Source organism: Bacillus sp. G1(2015b), from assembly GCF_001482475.1.
Classification (GTDB): Bacteria; Bacillota; Bacilli; order Bacillales; family Bacillaceae; genus Bacillus; species Bacillus safensis.
The window spans coordinates 45,214-65,163 of record NZ_LKIC01000004.1; the positions used below are offsets into that span (position 1 = coordinate 45,214).

The 19,950-nt window shown below is 41.4% G+C and carries 16 protein-coding genes; all 16 read right to left on the minus strand.

Annotated elements, in window-relative coordinates; translation table 11 throughout:
• Positions 1-121: 121 nt before the first annotated feature.
• The 16 genes from AMR95_RS03865 to AMR95_RS03940 all read right to left on the minus strand — a co-directional run bounded on the left by AMR95_RS03865 (position 122) and on the right by AMR95_RS03940 (position 19,905).
• Positions 122-1,303: a glycine C-acetyltransferase gene (locus tag AMR95_RS03865; RefSeq protein ID WP_126681849.1), complete on the minus strand. Its 1,182-nt coding sequence runs from the start codon at positions 1,301-1,303 to the stop codon at positions 122-124.
• Entirely contained in the window at positions 1,300-2,364 is a 1,065-nt protein-coding gene (gene tdh, locus AMR95_RS03870) for an L-threonine 3-dehydrogenase (RefSeq protein WP_039178727.1), read from the minus strand. The genes AMR95_RS03865 and tdh overlap by 4 nt, the downstream gene beginning before the upstream one ends.
• Positions 2,365-2,538: 174 nt before the next feature.
• Entirely contained in the window at positions 2,539-5,583 is a 3,045-nt protein-coding gene (locus AMR95_RS03875) for an efflux RND transporter permease subunit (protein ID WP_058837654.1), read from the minus strand.
• A gap of 202 nt (positions 5,584-5,785) precedes the next feature.
• On the minus strand, positions 5,786-6,046 hold the full coding sequence (gene spoVS, locus AMR95_RS03880) for a stage V sporulation protein SpoVS (RefSeq protein WP_003211281.1): 261 nt from the start codon (positions 6,044-6,046) through the stop codon (positions 5,786-5,788).
• 202 nt (positions 6,047-6,248) lie between these two features.
• Positions 6,249-7,043, minus strand: coding sequence for a TIGR00282 family metallophosphoesterase (locus AMR95_RS03885; RefSeq protein ID WP_058837655.1), 795 nt, complete (start codon positions 7,041-7,043; stop codon positions 6,249-6,251).
• 90 nt (positions 7,044-7,133) lie between these two features.
• Entirely contained in the window at positions 7,134-8,696 is a 1,563-nt protein-coding gene (gene rny, locus AMR95_RS03890) for a ribonuclease Y (protein WP_003211958.1), read from the minus strand.
• 233 nt (positions 8,697-8,929) lie between these two features.
• The gene (locus AMR95_RS03895; RefSeq protein WP_058837656.1) at positions 8,930-10,105 is read right to left on the minus strand and encodes a serine hydrolase domain-containing protein; all 1,176 of its coding nucleotides are present in this window, start codon (positions 10,103-10,105) and stop codon (positions 8,930-8,932) included.
• A gap of 142 nt (positions 10,106-10,247) precedes the next feature.
• Complete coding sequence (gene recA, locus AMR95_RS03900) at positions 10,248-11,291, minus strand: recombinase RecA (RefSeq protein WP_039178719.1); 1,044 nt, start codon at positions 11,289-11,291, stop codon at positions 10,248-10,250.
• Positions 11,292-11,470: 179 nt separating this feature from the next.
• Positions 11,471-12,721 (minus strand): competence/damage-inducible protein A, encoded by a 1,251-nt coding sequence (locus AMR95_RS03905; protein WP_058837657.1) that lies wholly within the window; start codon positions 12,719-12,721, stop codon positions 11,471-11,473.
• 16 nt (positions 12,722-12,737) lie between these two features.
• Positions 12,738-13,319 carry a CDP-diacylglycerol--glycerol-3-phosphate 3-phosphatidyltransferase gene (gene pgsA, locus AMR95_RS03910; RefSeq protein WP_047202208.1) on the minus strand — a complete coding sequence of 194 codons (582 nt, stop codon included), beginning with the start codon at positions 13,317-13,319 and terminating at the stop codon, positions 12,738-12,740.
• 75 nt (positions 13,320-13,394) lie between these two features.
• Complete coding sequence (locus tag AMR95_RS03915) at positions 13,395-14,294, minus strand: helix-turn-helix domain-containing protein (RefSeq protein WP_058837658.1); 900 nt, start codon at positions 14,292-14,294, stop codon at positions 13,395-13,397.
• Between the two features lie 23 nt (positions 14,295-14,317).
• Positions 14,318-15,109 carry a DUF3388 domain-containing protein gene (locus tag AMR95_RS03920; protein WP_003211480.1) on the minus strand — a complete coding sequence of 264 codons (792 nt, stop codon included), beginning with the start codon at positions 15,107-15,109 and terminating at the stop codon, positions 14,318-14,320.
• A 131-nt stretch (positions 15,110-15,240) separates the two neighbouring features.
• A complete protein-coding gene (locus AMR95_RS03925) occupies positions 15,241-15,498 on the minus strand; it encodes a DUF3243 domain-containing protein (RefSeq protein ID WP_024424114.1) in 258 nt (85 codons plus the stop codon).
• Positions 15,499-15,571: 73 nt separating this feature from the next.
• The gene (gene ymfI, locus AMR95_RS03930; protein ID WP_039178709.1) at positions 15,572-16,300 is read right to left on the minus strand and encodes an elongation factor P 5-aminopentanone reductase; all 729 of its coding nucleotides are present in this window, start codon (positions 16,298-16,300) and stop codon (positions 15,572-15,574) included.
• 31 nt (positions 16,301-16,331) lie between these two features.
• On the minus strand, positions 16,332-19,451 hold the full coding sequence (locus AMR95_RS03935) for an MMPL family transporter (protein WP_058837659.1): 3,120 nt from the start codon (positions 19,449-19,451) through the stop codon (positions 16,332-16,334).
• The gene (locus tag AMR95_RS03940; protein ID WP_041084797.1) at positions 19,429-19,905 is read right to left on the minus strand and encodes a MarR family winged helix-turn-helix transcriptional regulator; all 477 of its coding nucleotides are present in this window, start codon (positions 19,903-19,905) and stop codon (positions 19,429-19,431) included. Before AMR95_RS03940 ends, AMR95_RS03935 begins: the two co-directional genes overlap by 23 nt.
• Between the last annotated feature and the right edge of the window lie 45 nt (positions 19,906-19,950).

Below are 19,950 nucleotides of genomic sequence, written 5' to 3' on the forward strand. Positions count from 1 at the left end.
CACCCTACAGTATAGACTATTTTGTGATGAATTGAAAATAAATCATATACGGTTCTTCTATGAAAATTGTCTATTAGTCATAACCATTTTTCATAAAAAGAAAAAGAGAGCCTGCGCTCTCTCAATCAAGTATGTTTAGTTTTTTTGCTTCTTCTTCAATGATTGTCAGTGCCCGGTCTAGTTCTTCTTTTGTGTGCTCGGCTGTGATGATGGCTCTAATTCTTGCCTTGCCTTTTGCTACTGTTGGGAAGGCGATGCCTTGAGCAAACACACCTCGTTCTATTAAAGCTTTTGAGAAACGAAAAGTAAGTGCTTCGTCTCCAATCATGATTGGGATAATCGGTGTCTCTGTTGGGGCGACTTGAAATCCAAGGCTGATGACCTTTTCTTTAAAATAAGCGGCGTTCTCCCAAAGTGTATCGATTCGCTCCGGTTCATCTAACAGCACTTCAATCGCTTCTTCACACGCTCTAGTCACAGCTGGCGGATGTGAGGTGCTGAATAAAAACGGTCTTGCTTTATGTTTTAAATAATCAATTAAAACCGCTGAACCAGCTACGTAACCGCCGAGCACGCCAACAGCCTTACTAAGGGTCCCGACCTGAATGTGCACTCTGCCGTCGAGTTTAAAATGGTTGACCGTCCCGCGGCCATTCTCGCCAAGCACGCCCGAGGCATGCGCATCGTCTACCATGACAAATGCATCATATGCTTCTGCTAGCCTGACGATTTCAGGAAGTGGCGCGATATCACCATCCATTGAGAAAACACCGTCTGTTACGATGAGACGGACGCGATAATTCATTGATTTTTTCAAAATCTTCTCCAGCTCTTCCATATTGGAATGACTGTATACCTTTTTATCTGCTTTGGTTAATCGGATTCCATCAATAATTGAGGCATGATTCAGTTCATCCGAAATGACAATATCATCTTTTGTTAGGATACTTGATAAAACCCCTTGGTTGGTCGTAAAGCCTGATTGGAACACAAGGGCTGCCTCTGTCTTTTTAAATGCAGCAAGCTTTTTTTCAAGACGTTCATGCATTGTCATTGTGCCGGCGATGGTTCGAACGGATCCTGTACCCGCTCCGAATTCATCAATCGCCTCTTTTGCTGCTTTCATCAGCCTTGGGTGCGAGGTGAGGCCTAAGTAGTTATTTGATGAGAGTTGTATAACAGATTGTTCATTTAATGTAACAGTGGATGATTGTTTTGAGTCGATCTCTTTTAAGGTTTGGTGGGTGCCTTGCTGCTTCATTGTTTCCAATTCATCTTGTAAATACGTGAATTCCTTCATCATTTCTTCCCCCTTTGATATGATGGCATCATCAGTACGACTTTTCCGCACGTACCATTCCGCATGAGTTCAAAACCCTTTTCGAACTCTTCAAATGGCAGTGTGTGAGTGACAACTGGCTTTACATCAATGGTATTCGTTCTTAACAGCTCAGATACTTGACGCCACGTCTCAAACATTTTTCTCCCCGTGATCCCTTGCACAGTTAATCCCCTAAAAACAATTTGGTTCGTAATATCAATTGTCACTGGCCGTTCTGGCAAGCTTAGTATATTGACTTTTCCTCCATTTGCACAAGCTTCGAGTGCTTGATTAATGGCAGCTGGATGACCTGACATCTCACACATCACATCTGCCCCTTCCATCCGCGTGAGCTGCTTAATCATCGCGACTGGATCATCTTTCCCAATATCCACGATATGATCTGCACCCATTTTTCGGGCAAGATCGAGCCTGTATTCATTTTTATCAACGGCGAACACTTGAACAGCTCCAGAAGCTTTTGCGACAGCGATTGCCATTAAACCGATTGGTCCGCAGCCAAAAATCGCCACAGATTTACCTGAAACAGGTGTGTGCAGTACTGTATGGACAGCATTTCCTAGCGGCTCTTGTATAGAGGCAAGTTCAACTGGCATTTGAGCCGGATTATGCCACACATTTTGTTCAGGTATTTTGACATATTCAGCAAAACAGCCATCAATGTCTACCCCTAAAATTTTCGTTTCACTGCACAAATGCTGCTGCCCTGTTAAGCACATATAACATTGATTACATACAACATGCGTCTCAGCCGATACAAAATCCCCTACTTTTGCTCGTGAGACCTGCTTCCCCACTTTGACAACTTCCCCTGTAAATTCATGACCAAAAATGTAGGGCGCTTTGACTCGCCCCTTAGCCCAGTCATCCCAATTATAAATATGCACGTCTGTTCCGCATATCGAAGTGGCTTTCACCTTTATCAATACTTCATGATCTTTGATTTCTGGAATCGGCATCTCCGTCAGCACCGCTCCGTAAGCGCTTTCTTTTTTAACAATTGCTTTCATCGTTCCACACATGACGTACAACCCCTTTGTTAAAAAACTTCTCCCAATCAGATTTTAACACGACTTATTTTAGTCGTAAACACCACTGTCTACTAGATAAAGACAAATGAACACCCCACATATTTTTTTAGATATTTTCTAAAAAAAAAAGCAAATCTCCGGTTGAGAGGAGATTTGCTTTCATCGTCAGCGTTTCTTTGAAACGGCAACATATAGGGCTGGCACAATAAATAATGTCAGAATCGTTGAGAAAAAGACACCTGATACAATGCAGATGGCCAGCGGCTTAAAGAGTGGATCATGACTTAATGCAACAGGCATTAATGCAACTAATGCCGTAAATGCTGTTAAAAGTATCGGTCTAATCCTTGCTCTTCCCGCTTCAATGACGGCTGTCTGTTGATCAAATCCTTGCTTGCGCCGCTGTTCAATAAATTCGAATAAGACGACCGCATTTCGAACGACAATACCAGCCAATGAGACAATTCCCATTGTTGCCATAAAGCTGAATGGCGTTTGTGTGACAAACAGTCCGATAATGGCTCCTGATACGGCTAAGTAAACCGTTCCTAGAACTAACAGTGGAAGCATCAATGAATTGAACTGGAATGCGATGGTCACGTAAATGAGCAGCAGGACAACCGCAAATAAGAGACTAATTTCAATAAAGAACTGGGTCTGATTTTCATTTTCTCCACCTTGTGAAATGGTCAAATCCTTCGCTGCCGCGCTTTTCCCCACTTGATTAACGACTTCTTTCATATCGTCTTTAAACGAATCTGATGCGCCGGGATACGCCTTTAGCGTAATGGTTGGAACTCCATTTTCATGTGGAATGCTTTCATACTGCTCTGTTTCTTTGTCTGTTACATATCGGCTAAGCGGCTCAAGTTGAGGCATACCACCCTCGTTTGTCTTCACAGGCACTTTCAATTCTTTTAGCTTTAAACCATTTTGATGTGTACCTGTATCCTGTTTTACCACTAAATCGATATCATTTGTTCCTTGTTTAAAGGTACCTAATGGAATCCCTTCTGTCACAAGCCCAAGCTGTCTGCTGACAAATTGAGCACTGAGCCCATCCTCTGCCATTCGCTCACGGTTTAATTCAAAGGAGATCGTTTTTACCGGCTTATTGACATCATCTGTAATCAAGCTTGCTCCTTTGTCTTTCATTTCATTTGTCAGCGTTTCTTTGACATCAATGAGCTTTGTGAAAGAGTCACCTGCAACTGTTACTGTTACTGGCGCTCCAGTGGGCGGTCCTTGAACAATAGTTTTCATAAAGAGATCAGCCTCTTTGAATTTCTCTCGCAAAGGCTCGGTCATACGATCTATCAATGCCTTACTTGTCATCTGATCATTGTCTACTCTTACAACAATCTGACCAGTGTGGTCACTTGCATTTGAAATACTTTCATTAAACAGATTCGGCACCCCGCCGCCTGCAAAAATCGCCGTTTCTTCAATGCCTTTTTGCTGCTTAATTTCTTGTTCTATTTTCTTTAGTGTTTCATTTGTTTTGTCTAATGTTGTTTCACTTGGAAGCGTGACCGTGACGACCACTTCTTTCTTATTCGCCGCAGGGAAAAATTCAAATGGTGTGACGAAAATAAGTAAAAAAGCAAGCGTTGCAACAAGCAAGCCACTTAGTCCAATAACGAGCGGCCGCTTCACAATGTTTTTCAGCACACGGTCTGCATAGAAATCCGCCAGCTTTTTTAATGGTTTTCCTAGGAAGCCCGGCTCTTTTTGACTCTTCTTGTTCTTTCTTTTCCTGTTCACAGTATATTGATAGACCGGCACAAGTGTCAGCGAAATCACCATGGACGCAAGCACAGTCGTTACTAGAACAGACGGTAGTGCCCGAATAAATGAACCGTTTGCACCTGATAAGAAAAGAAGAGGCAGGAAAGCAAACACAACAGCAAGTGTTGATGTCAAAATGGACCCTGCGACTTCTTTTACGCCAGCAATTGTTCCTTTAAGCGGACTTTCGTATTTTTTCATTTGTCTTAAAATATTATCATTGACGACAATCGCATCATCGACAAGTATCCCTAAGGCAATGATAAAGCCGATGATCGAAATTTGATTGAGATCCACTTGTAAAAATGGCAGCGGAATGGTTCCAATTGTAATGGATAGCGGAATGGCGAGTGAAACGATAAACGCCCCGCCAATCGTGAGTCCAAGTGTAGTAACGATAATGACAGCGATGACTGCAACAATGGCTTCTTTTATTAAATCATTGAAAATGGCATCCACTTCACTTTTTTGTGAATAGTAGTCTACCCACTCCACCCCATTTGGCAGCTGCTTTTCTTTCTCAATGACATCATTGACTTTGTCATACATTTTAGGAATATCAAGCCCTGGTTTAATATTCACTGTAAATGAATAGGCGGGCTTTCCGTTATAGGACACAATATCACTTTTCTCTTTTTCTACTTCTTTTAAGCTGCCAAGCTGACTAATTTTGACCGGCTCTTGTTTTGTTCTTGAGAAGAGCTCAATTTTTTTGACCTGATCTAAGCGGTCATATGTATCGATGGACAGTTTGACCTTCGCTTTACCTGTCCGAATATCGCCTAATGGAGATGTGTCAAATTCCTGATTGATGGCATTTGTGACATCAGTTACATTGAACCCTTCCCCCTCCAGCTTGTTTGAATGTAAGTTTAATATCGCTTGTTTGTCATTGAAGCCTTTGATAACGACATTGTCTACCCCTTTGATGTCCTCTACTTTTTCCTTCAATGCACGCAGCGATTTCTGACTCTTTGCTAAGTCCGATGATTGACTCGACACAATCATATAAGAACCAACGGGTACGCTGCCGAACTCATCCTTTACATCCGGCTCCATCACTCCCTCAGGAAAAGATGACGCAGCACTTGTCGTTTCATTCTTAATTTGACTTGCCACCTTTTGAAAGTCGGCTTGATCCTCAATTTCAAGCACAATATTTGAGAAACCAATGGCAGAAACCGAGCTCGTTTTCTCTACACCATTGATATCAGATAAAGCTGATTCCAGCTTATTGGTGACGTCTCTTTCCACCTGTTTTGCATCTGCACCAGGGAAAACGGTAGAAATCGTGACGAGATTCGCCTCGAATTCTGGCAGTTCTCGTTTAGGAAGCTGCGCGAATAAATAGCCGCCAGCAATGAGAACGATAAAAAATAAAATAAAAACAAGCTTTCCTCTTTTCAAAAAAGCTTCAAACATTATTTCACCTACTTAAATATTTATTTTTGATGAAGTAAATTCAACTTAACCTTAATTTATCATCATGGTGAAAAAATGCAAGCTCTAATATGTCATTTTTATCTATTTCACGAACTGAATATGTTATATAAGAAATGTATAGCGGTAAACAAAAACAACCTGCTTACATGATGTAAGCAGGTTGAAAATAATAAAATTAGAATTATCGTGGCTCAACAATCAATTTGATGGCTGTTCTTTCTTCTCCATCGATCAGAATGTCAGTAAAGGCTGGAATGCATATCAAATCCACTCCGCTTGGCGCAACAAATCCCCTTGCAATGGCGACAGCCTTAACCGCCTGATTCAGTGCTCCAGCGCCGATTGCTTGTATTTCTGCTGCACCGCGTTCACGTAAAACGCCCGCTAATGCTCCTGCTACTGAATTCGGATTTGACTTTGCTGAAACTTTTAAAATTTCCATTTCTGCTCCCCCTTAAATTTACAATGGATAAGTGAGTGTTCATTAGAACAATCTTTGTTAGATGATGCTATTTTTTTGAAAATCCATCCCCAAAATGTTTTTCAAAAATAGCAGGCTACCTACCATTTTTACTATATTCACGATAGAGGGCGCATATTCCTTCTTTCTGATTAATATTTTTCTGAAATAAATATGTGAACATTTATTCAAAGAAAATATGGTCATCATTTATCAAAATTCGATCAATTTTGACAGCTTTTTTCGACTGTTCGTCAATTTCTACGATGACTGCACTTAACGTCGTGCGGCCTTCCGCAATTTCAAACCGGACTGGGAGACTTGTTTTGAATCGTTTAATAATCGTTTCTCGGTCAACACCTAAAATGCCATCATAAGGTCCTGTCATCCCAACATCTGAAATATACGCAGTTCCTTTTGGCAATACGCGGTTATCTGCTGTTTGAACATGTGTATGCGTTCCAACGACACATGATGCACGGCCGTCTGTATACCAGCCCATTGCTTGCTTTTCACTTGTGGCTTCACCATGAAAATCAATAAAAATAAACGGTGTCCGTTTGGATGCTTCCGCAATTAATTCATCTACTTTTTGAAATGGGCAGTCAATTGGCGGTAAAAACGTACGTCCTTGCAGGTTAATGACAGCCAATTCTTTTCCTTGTTTTTTAATAAACGTGAGACCTTTTCCAGGTGTGCCTTCTGGGAAGTTAGCAGGACGGACTATATGGGCTGCATCATCGATGAAATCGAAAATGTCTCTTTTATCCCAAGTATGGTTGCCCATTGTGAGCACATCAGCTCCTGCTTGCAGGAGCTCATGATAGATTTTTTCAGTCAGACCTTTCCCGTGAGCAGCATTTTCCCCGTTGACAATGGTAAAGTGCGGCTGATATTTTTTCTTCAGCTTTGGCAAGTATTCTTTCAGTGTGTCTCTGCCAGGTGAACCGACGATATCTCCAACAAATAATATTTTCATGCGCTTTTGAACCCTTTCTCTTATAAATTGATCTTCTTATCAGTGTTGCATATTTACACAAAAAAATAAAGCGGCGCTAAGCGCACCGCTCTATTTTGCATACTCTACTGCGCGAGTTTCTCGAATGACTGTCACTTTAATGTGACCAGGGTAATCGAGCTCGTCCTCAATTCGCTTACGAATATCCCTTGCTAGACGGTGAGCTTCAAGATCATTAATTGAATCTGGCTTCACCATTATACGTACTTCACGTCCAGCCTGTATCGCAAACGATTTTTCAACACCTTCATAAGATTCAGAGATATCTTCTAATTTCTCAAGTCTCCGAATGTAATTTTCAAGCGTCTCACTTCTTGCACCAGGGCGTGCTGCAGATAATGCATCAGCTGCCGCAACAAGAACAGCGATAATAGATGTCGGTTCTTGGTCACCGTGGTGAGAGGCAATACTGTTGATAACAACAGGATGCTCTTTATATTTCGTCGCAAGCTCAACGCCAATTTCTACGTGGCTTCCTTCTACTTCATGATCAATGGCTTTTCCAATGTCATGCAGAAGACCTGCTCGTTTTGCAAGCTTTGCATCTTCTCCAAGCTCTGAAGCCATGAGACCTGCAAGATGTGCAACCTCAATTGAATGCTTCAGGACATTTTGTCCATAACTTGTACGGAATTTCAAGCGGCCGAGAATTTTGATCAGATCCGGATGCAGACCGTGAACTCCGACTTCGAATGTCGTTTGCTCACCCATCTCGCGGATATAATCATCGACTTCACGGCGTGATTTTTCCACCATTTCTTCAATTCGTGCAGGATGAATGCGGCCATCCTGGACTAGCTTGTCCAGAGCTATCCTCGCTGTTTCACGTCTAATCGGATCAAAGCCCGATAGGATAACAGCTTCAGGTGTATCATCTATGATCAAGTCAATACCAGTTAACGTTTCTAACGTACGGATATTTCGTCCTTCACGTCCGATAATACGACCTTTCATCTCATCATTTGGAAGATTGACTACAGATACCGTTGTTTCAGCTACATGATCAGCTGCGCAACGCTGTAACGCAAGTGAAAGAATGTTTTTCGCCTTTTTGTCAGCCTCTTCTTTCGCTCGGTTTTCAGATTCTTTCGTCATGACTGCAATGTCGTGGGAAAGCTCATTTTCAACTTGATCCAGAATGATTTGTTTCGCTTCATCTCGAGTTAGACTTGAAATGCGTTCCAACTCGGCTTTCTGCAAACGAATCATATCATCCACTTTGCTTTCCATCTCTTCAATATGTTGTTGTCGTTCATTCAGAGAATGATCTCTCTTCTCCAACAGGGACTCCCGTTTATCTAAAGATTCGTCTTTGCGATCAAGATTTTCCTCTTTTTGAAGTAAACGGTTTTCTTGTCTTTGAAGCTCATTTCGTCTTTCACGAACTTCTTGCTCCGCCTCTACACGAAACGAATGAATTTCATCTTTCGCTTCCAAGAGCGCTTCTTTCTTCAATGCTTCCGCATCACGCTTTGCATCCTCAACAATTTGTTCGGCCATGTTTCTTGCGCCGGATATTTTTGCTTCTGCAATGGTTTTACGAACAAAGTAGCCAACAACTAAACAGATTAGGCTCAGCAAAATGGAGATGATCGTAAACATCGTAGGCGACATATTTTCACCTCCTCTTGCTATGAACTTGGTTTTACAAATAAAGTGTCGGCATGTACATTGTTTTGTGTCTCAACATACAGGGCCTTCACAGGGAATGAGATCCTCACTGCCCTTGTCAAGTTTAAATTAGTTATCAATCATGTTAAGAAAAACAAGTGATACATTCCCATTGTAATTGTGTCGGAAATACTTGTCAAGCGTGCCATCTTAGCGTTTGCAAAAGCAGATCAGAATTATTCTTGATTCAGCAGCTGATATACTTTATTGTTCACTTGACCCAGTTTAGTGTTATTTTGAATGTTTGAGAACAAAACAACAATGGTTTGCCCAGATTTGCTAAAACTGTTTAAAATGTTGAAGCCCGGCATGACACCATGGCTTGAATAGCTACCTGGAGCAACATAAAATCCCATTCCGTATGTCGAGCTGCTTCCTGGCGTAAACATCTTTTTATAGCTCTTCTGCGAATACAGTTTGCCGTCAATCAGGGCTTGGTCAAATTTGTACATATCTATAGCACTCATATAAATATCTCCAGCACCGTACAGCTGAGATAGATCGGGCATATACGGTGTAACCGCTTTGCTGCCTTTCAGCTTATACCCGACAGCAGGATAAGGTTCTTTTTTATATGTTTTGTAAAAGCCTGCATGCGTCATTCCCGCCGGTTTAAAAATATGATTCTTTATATATTGTTCATAGGACTCACCGCTTACTTCAGCAACAATATAAGCAAGAACAGAATAGTTGGAATCCTTGTAGCCCCATACGCCCGGCTGACGATTAATTCCCTGACGTTCTATGTCTTTTATTAATTCGTCCGGAGTAATTGCGCCGTTTCCTTCAATATGTCCGTTTATTCCCGATGTATGTGTCAGCAGATTTTTCAAAGTAATTGTATGTCCGTTAGGGAAATGAGGTAAATACGTGCTTACCGGATCACTTGTCCGGAGTTTCCCCTTTTCCTCAAGCTGTAAAATGGCGGTTGCAATCAGCGCTTTTTGTGACGAACCGACATAAAAAGATGTTGATGGATTATTTCGAATTTTTCGTTTACGGTCTGCATAACCAAAACCTTTATTTGTTACGATTTCTCCATTTCTAACAATCATGGCGGTTCCGCTGAAACCAATCTCCTTTAAATAGCTGCTGATTTTGTGATTGCGGTCCACTGTTTTGATTTGTTCCTTTGATATTTTGGCGATTTTCCTTTTGACTTCTTTTTTCTGGCTGTTTTCTAAAGCTACTGCAGTTTTTTGAAACGGGTTTTTTTCTTCACTAGTTCGATGAAGCACATTCCACATCGTTAAGCAAATCATCGCTGCTAAAAAAACAAGCACAATTTTTCCCTTCTGACTTGGTTGTTTCCGGCTACGTTTTGCATTTCTTCTGCGGGTCGGGCTTGTCATTAGTTTTTCCTCCCAAAATAAATGCCATTTTGTACACTTTAGACGGATGAAGTACTGAAAAAGTTGTCGAAAGTTTTTTGCAAAATAAAAAAGGCTGAGTTTTTCACCCAGCCTTTTTTATCATTTCATACTAATTTAATTTTTATTCTAATTCTAATTGTTCTAGCGCTTCTTCAGATTCCTGCTGCGTTACTCCGTTAGTATCCAAGCCGTAATGTTCTCGAATTTGCTCCTGGATCATCAGCATGATATCTTTATTTTCTTTTAGGAACTGTTTCGCATTTTCACGACCTTGTCCAAGACGTTCCTCTTGGTAAGAATACCAAGCGCCGCTCTTTTGTACGATATCTAGTTCGCTTCCAAGGTCGATGATTTCTCCCTCTTTTGAGATCCCTTCACCGTACATAATGTCTACTTCCGCAATACGGAATGGCGGTGCTACTTTGTTTTTCACCACTTTAATTCTCGTTTTATTCCCCATAATGTCATTGCCTTGTTTCAGCTGTTCAGCACGGCGCACTTCTAAACGAACAGACGAATAGAACTTCAGCGCACGTCCACCAGGCGTTGTTTCAGGGTTACCGAACATGACCCCAACTTTTTCACGAATTTGGTTAATAAAGATGGCAATTGTTTTTGATTTGTTGATAGCACCTGATAGCTTACGAAGTGCTTGAGACATCAAACGCGCTTGAAGACCAACGTGTGAATCACCCATGTCTCCTTCAATCTCTGCTTTTGGTACAAGAGCAGCTACAGAGTCAATCACAACAATATCAACTGCCCCGCTGCGGACAAGAGCTTCTGCAATTTCAAGTGCTTGCTCTCCTGTATCCGGCTGAGAAAGTAACAGTTCATCAATGTTGACACCTAGTTTTTGAGCGTAAACTGGATCGAGTGCATGCTCTGCATCAATAAATGCAGCTTGTCCTCCCTGCTGCTGAACTTCAGCAATGGCATGAAGGGCTACTGTCGTTTTACCAGAACTCTCTGGACCATATACTTCGATAATACGGCCTCGGGGATATCCGCCTATTCCAAGCGCAGTATCAAGTGCTAACGAACCACTCGGTACTGTTGAAATACGTGTATCTGTTTGCTCTCCTAGTTTCATAATAGAGCCTTTACCAAACTGTTTTTCTATTTGTTTAAGAGCCATATCTAAGGCTGCTTGACGATCACTCATTCTATTGTTTCCTCCTTTATCAATTCCACTATCTATACTATACCTTGTTTTACGTCATTTGCCAAGAAAAAAACGAACACATATTCGATTTTTTTCTCGGCAGATTTTTTAAGAAAAGAGTGTTTTCTATTAGAAAAAAACGCTCTTTTATAAAGGAGTAAACCTAACAAAAAACAAAATTAACTCTCTTTTAATAAGTTGAGTAAGTGATGCAGACCATATTTCACAGCGCGCTTTCGAATGCCCGACCGGCTGCCCGTAAACATCCATTCAAACACGTCCGTCTGGTCTTTCGTGGATAATCCAATGAATACTTTTCCAACAGGCTGACCCTCTTGGGTATCAGGTCCTGCTACACCCGTAAAGCTAATGCCAATATCACTTCCGGTTAGCTTTCTAACCCCTTCAGCAAGCTCTAAAGCGCACTCTTTGCTGACAGCCCCATAAGAAGACAGTGTTTCTTCCCGGCAGCCAAGTACCTGCTGCTTTACTTGGTTTGTATAACAAACCACACTTCCGTTCAAAATGGATGATGCTCCTTCGAGATCTGTCAGCCATTCGGAGAACATTCCACCCGTCAGACTTTCTGCTGCTGCTACTGTTTTCCCGTGCTCGTGCAAGGCTTTGGACGCTTCGCGGACAAGTGATGTATCCCCATATCCGTAGAAGTACTCTCCTACCCGCGCTAAAATTTTCGCTTCTGTTTCTTTTAACAGACGTTCTGTTTCTTTTTCATCCTCATGCTTAGCAGTCAGCCTTAGCGTCACTTCACCGTCAGATGCGAGTGGTGCAATCGTCGGGTTGGTTTGAGCATCAATTAAATCTTCTAGGTCTGTTTCAAGCTGCGATTCACCGATTCCGAAGAAACGCAGAACAACAGACACAATTTTTTCCTTTAAGCCAAGTTTCTCAGAAATCAGCGGCTTTGCCTCGTTTTCAAACATCGGGTGCAATTCACTTGGCGGTCCAGGAAGAAGTATATAAAACGTATCGTCTTCTTGAACAAACATACCTGGAGCCATCCCGAAACGGTTCACGAGCACATCTGATCCTTCTAGAACGAGTGCCTGCTTACGGTTGTTCGGTGACATATCGCGGCCGGTCTTTCGAAAGTAGTCTTGAATCGATTCAAATGCTTCTTCATTTAGTACAAGCTCTTTACCGAGCGTACTCGCAATTGTTTCTTTTGTTAAGTCATCTTTGGTTGGTCCAAGACCACCTGAGAAGATAATAAAATTAGATCTTTCCTGCGCCACCTGAATGGCCTGTTTTAAACGCTCTGGATTGTCACCAACTGCTGTGTGGTAATAAACATTCACACCAATTTCAGCTAGTTGTTTGCTGATGAATTGTGCATTCGTATTCGTAATTTGCCCTAGCAAGAGTTCGGAACCGACTGCAATAATTTCTGCTTTTCTCTCTGACTTCAAAGCGTACACGTCCTTTTTAGTTAGAATTCTTTAAAGCTTCCCAGTTTTTTGCAAAGTAATCCCAGCCTGAGACAACAGTGAAGAACACTGCTACCCACATCGCTAGATCACCAAACGGGAATGATACAAGTTCAAACGGCAGGTTATGCAGTAAAAGTGCTGAAATCGCAATGATTTGCGCCCATGTCTTCACTTTTCCAAGCATATTCGCTGCCACTACTTCACCGCCTCCAGCTAATACAAGTCTTAGACCTGTTACAGCAAATTCACGGCTGATGATCACAATCGCCATCCATGCCGGTGTGAGGTTGTATTGAACAAGTATAATTAAAGCAGCTGAAACAAGCAATTTATCTGCAAGCGGATCTAAAAATTTACCAAAGTTCGTCACTAAATTAAGTTTACGTGCGTAGTAGCCATCAATCCAGTCAGTTGTTGAAGCGACAATAAACAGAATCGCTCCAACAAGGTGCGTTACTTCGATGCTGACGTCGCCAAAGCGTGCGACACCCCAATCAAACGGTGCAAGCATAATGATCATAAAAACAGGGATCAAGGCGATCCTAGAAAGGGTTATTTTATTCGGTAAGTTAAACATGAAATTCAATCCTCCAATAATGCAATTTTTTATGTATATATAATAGTAGGAACAAAAGAAAAGTCATCTACTTGCTTAAGATGACTTTTCCTTTCCTTTATTCACAATCACAATGTTTTGTGTCATGGTGTTCTTAGGGTCTAATTCGTACTTAAGTGTCTCGTCATTTACCTTGATATCAATTCCAGACGCATTGCCTAGACGGATATCGACCTGAGAAAGATCAGAAAGGTCTGTTTTAAACGATTCGCCATCTTTTAGTTCACCCATCTTCAGCACTTTTCCAGATTCGTCTCTTACGCGCAGCCATGAAGCTTGCGAGGCAGAAATGGTTAACTCCATTTCGTCAGCACCTGATACTTCATACGTTGTCGTTGAGCCTTCTGTATTCGTCGCCTTTAAAGAGACCGTTTCATCGTCTTTTGATGAATCATCTTTTTTAGATGATTTTTCTTTATCATCTGACGAAGCTTTTTCTTTTTTCTTTTGATCTTTTGCAAGAGATGAATCCTCAGATACTTCATATTTAGATTCTGATTGCTGAGGGGCCGCCTGATTATTCTTCTGTCCGCTATCATGATTGACCGCCTGCACGATCACATAAATGATGGCGATGACCACAATGATGCCTCCAATAATTAAAATTGTCGGCAATAGTTCAAGCACTTTCGAGGCAGGCTTTGGCAGCTCTCTTTGCGGCTTAATATTCGATAATTTATCAGATACTTCATCATTGTACGTGCTTGGAACATCTTTACGAAACTCTTCGAACAATTGTTCAGGATTCAGTCCAACGGCTTCGGCATATTGTTTAATAAACGCTCTGACGTAAAATTTACCTGGAATAATATCATAGTTTCCTTGTTCGATTGCTAGCAAATAGCGCTTTTGGATCTTGGTAACCGTCTGAAGATCCTCCAGCGACATCCCTTTTTCCTCTCTGGCCTCAACGAGCCGTTTTCCCAATTCAGTCAAAACAAACACCTACCATTACCATATTAAAAATCGAAGCCAGAAAAACCAGAATGATCAAACACTTGTGGTTCTTCAGCGTGTTCATATGTAATCTCTTCGTCTGCGCTATTACGCAATTCAATGATATAGTCGAAATCATCCATTGTATATTCTGAATTTTGAATAAAGATGTCTGGATGCTCGACCACCTTTGTTGCCGGCAGTCTCATAATTTCCCTTAAAAGCTGCAAATGCTTCTCAGAACCTCTTCTTGTCGACACAATTCCATCAATAATAAAGACGTTATCTGGGCTGTATTCATCTGCGATCAGCTGACTTCGGATCGTCTGTTTCAAAAGAGTAGACGATACAAATAGCCATCTCTTGCTTGCACAAACACTTGAAGCCACAATTGATTCTGTTTTTCCGACACGCGGCATACCGCGAATCCCAATCAATTTATGTCCTTCTTTTTTAAAGAGTTCAGCCATAAAATCAACAAGAAGACCGAGCTCGTCTCTTTCAAAACGGAACGTCTTTTTGTCATCCGCATCACGCTGTATGTATCTTCCATGACGAACAGCTAAGCGGTCACGAAGCTTTGGCTGTCTTAATTTCGTTACTTTTATCGTTTCCATTGTATTTAAAATTGATTCAAGTCGCTTAATTTGATCTGTGTGGTCACAGCGTAAAAGCATTCCGCGTCTTGATACATCAACACCATTGATTGTCACAATATTAATTGAAAGCATCCCCATTAGAGAAGAAATGTCTCCTAAAAGTCCGGGACGGTTTACCTGTATCTCATATTCAAAATACCATTCGAGCTTTGCCAAATGATATTACCCCCTTCATTGTGGCAAATTTTTACCTTCCTTTATCATAAAGCATTTTCACATTTTTAGAAAGCACAATGTTGTGAAACGGTTAAAATAAAAAGAGAGGCACAAACGACCCCTCTTTTTGTTTAGTGCGAGCTATTATTTTCAACTAACTTGACCATCATATTTGCAATGGCACGCTGCTCATCTTCTGATGCAACGCTCCAAAGGTCAGCAAGTACTCTTTCCTGCTCGTTCTTTGCCTCAACTTCGTTAGCTAGATATCCGCCAATTTCATATGCAAGGTTATTGATGGTCTCATCTTCTAAACCTTTATCCTGCGCATGATTTAAGCGATCACCTAAAAAGTTTTTCCAATGGTCCCAGTTCTCAAGTACAGACATGTCGATTCCTCCATTCGAAAAGATGAATTACAGCCATAGCTTTTGTCATGGAGAGACGAATTATACACGTTTTTTAACAGTACCAGCCGCCATTAACAGATAAAATTTGACCTGTGATATAACTTGACTGTTTTGAGGCGAGAAACCAAATGACATCCGCAACTTCCTCAGGCGATGCAAGCCGGCCAAGCGGGATTTCTTCTTCCAGCATTGCGATGTCTTCCTGCGTAAAACTACTCATCATGTCTGTTTTGACAGCACCTGGTGAGACAGCATTTGCTCTAATTCCACTTGGGGCAAGCTCTTTTGCTAATCCTTTTATAAACGCATTTTGCGCACCTTTGACCATGCTGTACAGCACTTCACACGATGCTCCCGTTTCTCCCCATATCGAGCTGACCGCAATGATATGGCCTGCTTTCTTTTGGATCATGGCAGGTAAAAGGGATTGGGTAAGCTCATATGGACTTGTGACATGAAGCTGCACCATACTGGCTAATACATCTTTTTCTGTGTCTGTCACCAATCCGACATGGCTCCTGCCGCTATTTAAAACAAGTATATCTGGACAGAGCGGCAGGCGGCTGACAAGCTCATCTGCTCCGCCCGTTATAGCTAAATCTGCTTGAACGACATGCGTCTGAATGTGATATGCCTCATCCAAATGAGCGGCGAGGCGCATAGCTGCCTGTTCATTTTTATGATAATGAAGCATTAGGTTGCAGCCTTCTTGGGCAAGCTTTTTGGCTGCTGCCTGCCCAATCCCGCCACTGGCACCTGTTATCAGCGCCCAACGACTCATCACATTGATTCCTTCTTTCTATATGGGATACCTATTCTTTTCGTTTAAATGGGAACCAGTTGGCTGATCCGAACAATTTCACCATTACAGGTACGAACAATGGTAGCACAACGAGTGCGTACAATAAAAGTCCTGTGAGGACAAGTGTCGCAATCTGCAAGAGAGACAGCACACCTGATGGAAGCATTGCGGCAAATGTTCCTGCCAGAATAACAGCAGCAGACATAATGACAGACCCCATATTTTTCATTGATTCGGTCATGGCAAACTGGATGTCTTTTGTTTTGTATTCATTGAATCGCTCCATTAAGAAAATCGAATAATCGACTCCGAGCGCCATTAATATGACAAATCCAAAGAATGGTACAGCCCAGTTAATGCCTGGATATCCGAAGAAATGGGTGAAAATAAATTCTGTTATACCGATTGCTGTAAAGTAAGTCAATATGAGTGAACCTACCAAGTACAGCGGCATAACAAGCGAACGGAACAAAATCACCAAAATAAGGAAAATACCAATCATCATATAAAGCACCGTCTTATTGAAATCTTGGTCTGACAGCTGTTTCAGATCAGCGTTCATACTTGATACACCTGAGACGCCAAATGACGCATCTTTTAGGTTTGTTTCAGGAAGTGCCCGCTCAACAGAAGCTTCCACTTGTTTTATTGTTGACAGAGCTTCATTTCCATATGGATTTTTTTCTAAAATGACATCAATTTTTGTCATCTTGCGATCATCTGACATGTATGAATCAAATACTTGCTTGAACGCTTTATTTTTTAAGACGTCTTTTGGAATAAACCAGCCGGCCATGTCTTGATCTGGTGCATTTTTCAGTTCATCTAAGTAGTCACCTGCACCCATTAAGCCGCTCGAAATTCTCTCCAGTCCATTAACACTTTTGTTCAGGCCATCTGTCAGCTTTGTCAGATCATCCCCAAAGCCGCCAATCTTTTCTTTCATTTGCTTTTGACCATTAATGATGTCGCCCGCTCCATTTGCAAGCTTTGGCATATTATCAGCTAATTGTCCTTGGCCTTTAGACGTTTGCTCCAGTCCAGTTTCAACTGCATCTAAGCCAGCAATGAGTTCATCGATTTGACTCGTCAAGACTTTTTGCTGCTCTGAAGCTTTTGCGATAAAGGCATCAGCTGCTTCAAGCTGCTTTCTAGCTTCTTTCGCTTGTTTGGCATAGCTGTCTGCCTGTTTCGCCCCTTCTTGCAAGGTCGCAGAAAGTTCATTGTACGAAGCTTTGATCGCTTGATACGATTGATTTTCTTTTACCTGCGGGATTTGCTTTTCAAGTGTACTAAATTGTGTATTTGCTTGTTTGATTAACGCTTTTACATCTGCTGCGGCAGAGGATGATGTATCCACTTGCGCTAACGCCGCCTTTAGTTCTTTAGAAATGCTTTTATACAGCGAAACTTGCTGATTCACTTGTGCGACTTGAGCCGTTAATTCCTTTTTCGCACCTTTGATTTCATTTTTAATGGCTGCTACACCTTTTTTGTTTTGATCAATTCCGTCTTGCAAATCCCTTAAATGTTTTTCAACATTTTGAATGCCTGTTTGCACTGATTCTGTACCAGAAATCAGCTGGTTAATCCCTTTTCCTGATGATTTGATTTGCGGCGTTTGATCCTCAATGGATTGACTCATTGTTGTGAGGGCATCCTGAATTTTTTTCAATCCTTCATTGCTTTTATCAAGCCCTGTGTTCAGTTCCTTGGCTTGTGATTTCACGTACAGATCACTCAGCCCTTTACCGACAGGACGGGTAGCACTTCTGACTTTGCTGACACCATCTGTTTGTTCAATTGCACGGCTGAGTTTTTCGATGGCAATCAGCCCTTCATTGTTGTCTAAAACATCAGCTGATTTCACGACCACTGTTGCCGGAAGTGCTTCACCCGGTCCAAACTTGTCAGAAATGGTATTGAATGCGTTGACCGATTCGTATTTGTTACCAATTTCATCTAAGCTGTTATAAGAAAGGGTTCCTTTATACATCAGAATTGGCGGAAGTGTAATGATTCCTACGATTAATAAGCTGAAAAGCGGTTTCTTAAATGAAAAGCGGCCTGCTGTTTCCCACATTTTTGACTGCGGGTGAGCAATATCGCCTTTAATCGGCCAAAACAACACCTTTCCTAAAACCGCCATAAAGAACGGTACAATCGTGAGAAGGGCCACAATGAGCACAGCAACCCCGACTGCTACTGCAACAGCTGATTTATAAAGCTGGAATTGCGCCAGACCAATACATGTAAAACCGATTAGAACCGCAATTCCGCTGAATAAGACGGTCTTTCCTGCTGTTTTATACGTAATGAGAATCGCCTCAATTTTATCTTTACCATGTGCGATCTCTTCCTTAAAGCGGCTGAGAAGCAGTATGCAGTAGTCCGTTCCAATTCCAAACATGATCGCGACCATAAAGATCTGAGTAAAGGTCGAGAGCGGAAAGTCTACATATTTTACCAAATAAGCCACGATCGATTGGCTCACCAAGTAAGACAGTGCCACTGCGACTAACGGAACGAAAGGCGCCACAGCTGATCTAAAAACAAGAACAAGGACGACGAGAATAAACCCAATCGTAATGAATTCTGTTTTCTTCAAGCCTTCCTGCGAACTTGTGATAACATCATCATCAATTAACGGCTGCCCTGTCATTTCAAATTTCAGGTTTAAGCTTTTCAGCTTTTCATTGACTCTTTCTTTAAAATCGGATGCTTTGATTTTGTTTGAGTCATATGTAACTGGAACAAGAAGTGTCGTTTGATCTTTGGAGAGCATTTGTTTTTTAATATCTTTATTGGCTTCAAAGTAAGAAGTGATGTCCTCTATGTGGAGATCTTGATCCTTTTCTAAAATGTCCATTGCCTTTTTTAAAGAGGTTTCTCTTTCTTTTACAATATTCTTTTCTTGAAAGACAATGACGATTGATTTTTCTGTATCCCCGTTTTCAGACATTTTCTTTAATAACTGATTGGCATATGAGGACGGATAGCCGTCTGGTACAGAAATTTGCCCCTTTTCTTTTGTTAATTGCGCCATATTAGGAGCGGTGATGAGTAACACTGCCGCTAATACGACCCACAGGATCGTGATCAGCCATCTACCCTTTATGATTGCTCTCATTAGTACTTTGTGCCTCCTCTTCGATGATCACTTGATAGATCTTTTCATATGTTTGAATAAATGATTCCATTTCTTTTTCTTCAAGCTTTTCAAAATAAGATCGAACTAGGTCTTGAAGCTGCTTTTCCATTCGGCTGACTACATCTTTGCCCTCTGGCGTGACATACAGGTGAACATTTCTTCTGTCAGCTTGATCATGTTCACGAAAAATATAGTTTTTCGTGAAAAGACGATTGGTCATGGATGTTACAGCACTTTTGTTTACATTACATACATAAGCCAGGTCCGTTGATGTACACCCCGGATGTAAATTGATGTATCGAAGGGAGTAATATTGATCAAGCGTCAGCTCTTTATCAAGCTTTTCTGTGATCATACTCGATACTTTTTTCTCCATCATGAGATAGACATCTGCATACCTCTGGATGAGCTGGGCAATTTTATTTTGTTCCATACGCTGCTCCTTTTTAGTTTAAGTGTTTAACTATTAAAGAGTTTA